The sequence below is a fragment of the Variovorax sp. Root473 genome, assembly GCF_001426505.1.
GTDB lineage: Bacteria > Pseudomonadota > Gammaproteobacteria > Burkholderiales > Burkholderiaceae_C > Variovorax.
On sequence record NZ_LMEV01000017.1, the window covers coordinates 226,291 to 229,726 of the forward strand.

The window sequence follows — 3,436 nt, forward strand, 5'->3', positions numbered from 1 at the left end:
GGAAGAGGCCTCGGCGGCGGCGCAGTCGCTGCAGGAACAGGCCGGCAGCCTGTCGCAGGTCGTCGGCGTGTTCCGCCTCGGCGGCAGCAGCCACGCGCTGGCACTGGCCTGAAGGCGACGCACCGGCCATGCGCGTCAATCTGCCCGTCACCGACATCGAATACGAACTCTCGAAGGAAGAGGCCCTGGTGTCCCGCACCGACCTCAAGGGACGCATCACCTACGTCAACCCGGCCTTCGTCGCAGCCAGCGGCTTCACGCCCGCCGAACTCATGGGCAAGGCGCACAACATCGTGCGCCACCCCGACGTGCCGCCGGAGGCCTTCGCCGACCTGTGGCGCACGCTGGACCAGGGCCTGCCGTGGACCGGGCTCATCAAGAACCGGCGCAAGAACGGTGACTTCTACTGGGTGCTCGCCAACGTCACGCCGATCCGCCACCAGGGCCGCGTGGAGGGCTACATGTCCGTGCGCAGCCGGCCTGCGCGCGAAGACGTATTGGCCGCCGATGCGCTCTACCGCCGCATGCGCGAGGGCGAGGCCAAGGGCCTCGAACTGCTACAGGGCGAAGTGGTGCGCAGCGGCTGGACGCGTCCGCTGGCGCGGCTGCGGCGCTTTCCGGTGCGCCATCGCGTGTTCGGCGTGACGATCGCGGCGGCTGTGCTGTCGTTGGGTCTGGGCGCCGTGGGCTGGGTCGAAGCGTCCCGGCTGGCCGCGTCTTCCGGCGTACCCAGCTGGCTGCCCGCCGCCGTGGCCGCGACGGCCATGGGCGCCGCGCTGGCATGGCTGGGTCTGGGCGCATTCCTCGGCCGCACGGTGTTCCGTCCGCTCGACGAGGCGATCGAGGTGGCGCGCACCATCGCGGGCGGCGACCTGGTTCGCTTCACGGTGCGGCCCGGCGACGAGATTGCGGGGCTGCTGCGCGCGCTGAACCAGATGAGCGCCAACCTTTTCGCCATCGTCGCGGACGTGGATGCGAACGTCGCAGGCGTGATGTCGGCGTCGAGCCAGATCGCCTCGGGCAACCAGGACCTGTCGTCGCGCACGGAAGAACAGGCCAGTTCACTGGAGCAGACGGCCGCGTCGATGGAAGAACTGACCTCGACCGTGAAGCAGAACGCGGACAACGCACTGCAGGCGAACCAGCTGGCCGTCTCTGCGTCGGAGGTCGCCGTGAAGGGCGGCGCCGTGGTGTCGCAGGTCGTGGACACGATGGGCTCGATCAACGCGTCGTCGAAAAAGATCGTGGACATCATCGGCGTGATCGACGGCATCGCGTTCCAGACCAACATCCTCGCGCTGAACGCGGCCGTGGAAGCCGCGCGTGCGGGCGAGCAGGGCAAGGGCTTCGCCGTGGTCGCCTCGGAGGTGCGAAGCCTGGCGCAGCGCTCGGCCGCTGCCGCGAAGGAAATCAAGCAGCTGATCGGCGACTCGGTGGAGAAGGTCGAGGCGGGCAGCAAGCAGGTGGCCGAGGCCGGCCGCACCATGCAGGAGATCGTCGGCAGCGTGCGGCGCGTGACCGACATCATGGGCGAGATCACGACCGCGAGCCAGGAGCAGACCTCGGGCATCGAGCAGATCAACCAGGCCATCGCGCAGATGGACCAGGTGACGCAGCAGAACGCCGCATTGGTCGAGGAAGCCTCGGCCGCGGCGCAGTCGCTGCAGGAACAGGCCGAGGGCCTGGTCCGGGCCGCACAGGTATTCAGGACCGGGGCGGGCGAGGGTGCCGCTGTCGGGCACGCGCATTGAACGAGGAGAAGAACACATGCTGAACAACACCAGAGACACATCGCCGCGATCCGCGGCCCCCGCCGCTTCGGCGCCCGTCACCAGCCGCCTGGAGGTCGTGACCTTCAAGCTCGGCGACGAGGAATACGGCATCGACATCCAGAAGGTGCAGGAGCTGCGCGGCTACGACGCCGTGACGCGCATCGCGAACGCGCCCGACTACATCAAGGGCGTGGTCAACCTGCGCGGCATCATCGTGCCGATCATCGACATGCGCATCAAGTTCGAGCTGGGCGCACCCACCTATGACCAGTTCACGGTGGTGATCGTGCTGAACATCTCGGGCCGCGTGGTGGGCATGGTGGTGGACAGCGTGTCGGACGTGATCACGCTCACGGCCGAGCAGATCAAGCCGGCGCCCGAGATGGGCTCGGTGCTCGACACCGACTACCTGATCGGCCTGGGCACGCTGGACGAACGCATGCTCATCCTGGTGGACATCGACCGGCTGATGTCCAGCGAAGAAATGGGCCTCATCGAAGCCGCGGCCACCGTTTGAGGACCATCCCATGACATTCTTTTCGAACCTTCGCATCGGCACCCGCCTGACCCTCGCCTTTGCCATCGTGCTGGGGCTGTCGATCATCTCCAGCGCCGTGGGGCTGATGTCCGCGCACCGCAACGCCGAAGCCACGCGCGTCATGATGCAGAGCCCGCTGGCCAAGGAGCGGCTCATTTCCGACTGGTACGTGCTGACCTACTCGGCCATCGCGCGCACCTCGATGATCGCGCGCACCACCGACGAGGCGCTGCCGATGCTGTTCGCCGACGTGATCTCCGAGAGCGTGAAGAAGGGCAGCGAGACCATGGCCAAGGTCGAGGCGCTGCTGGTCACCGACGAGGAAAAGGCGACCTACAAGTCGATCGTCGAGCTGCGCGCCAAGTACCAGGCCGCCAAGGACGACGTGACCCGCGCCAAGGCCAGCGGCAACACGGTCGAGACCGTGCGCGCCTACCAGCTGTCGTTCCAGCCGGCCGCCAAGGCGTATGAGAACCGCGTGCTCGAGCTGCTCGCCATCGAGCGCCGCGCCATCGACGACATGAGCCACGCCATCGACGCGGCGAATGCGAAGAGCTTCAACCTGCGGCTGCTGCTGACGGCGCTCACGGTGCTGCTGGGCGGCCTGTTCGCCTTCTTCATCTCGCGCAGCATCGTGCGCCCGCTGGCGAAGGCCGTCGGCGTGGCCGAGACGGTGGCCGCGGGCGACCTGAGCGCGAACATCCGCGTGGACAGCCGCGACGAGACGGGCCAGCTGATGCAGGCACTGAAGGACATGAACGCGAATCTCGCCAAGGTGGTGGGCGAAGTGCGCACAGGCACGGAAACGATCGCCACGGCCTCGGGGCAGATCGCCTCGGGCAACCAGGACCTGTCGTCGCGCACCGAAGAGCAGGCCAGTTCGCTGGAGCAGACGGCCGCATCGATGGAAGAGCTGACTTCGACGGTGAAGCAGAACGCGGACAACGCGCGGCAGGCCAATCAGCTGGCGGTGTCGGCGTCGGAAGTCGCGGTGAAGGGTGGGGCCGTGGTGTCTCAGGTCGTGGACACGATGGGCTCAATCAATGCGTCGTCCAGGAAGATTGTGGACATCATCGGCGTGATCGACGGCATCGCGTTCCAGACCAACATCCTGGCGTTGAACGCT

General features: G+C 67.3%; 3 protein-coding genes. All 3 read left to right on the forward strand.

The features are described 5' to 3' along the window. Positions 1–128 precede the first annotated feature (128 nt). A complete protein-coding gene (locus ASD34_RS14345; protein ID WP_056582350.1) occupies positions 129–1,751 on the forward strand; it encodes a methyl-accepting chemotaxis protein in 1,623 nt (540 codons plus the stop codon). Between the two features lie 16 nt (positions 1,752–1,767). Next, complete coding sequence (locus ASD34_RS14350) at positions 1,768–2,289, forward strand: chemotaxis protein CheW (RefSeq protein WP_056578523.1); 522 nt, start codon at positions 1,768–1,770, stop codon at positions 2,287–2,289. Between the two features lie 10 nt (positions 2,290–2,299). Continuing rightward, positions 2,300–3,436: methyl-accepting chemotaxis protein (locus ASD34_RS14355; protein WP_235510070.1), on the forward strand; the 1,137-nt coding region annotated here is incomplete at its 3' end.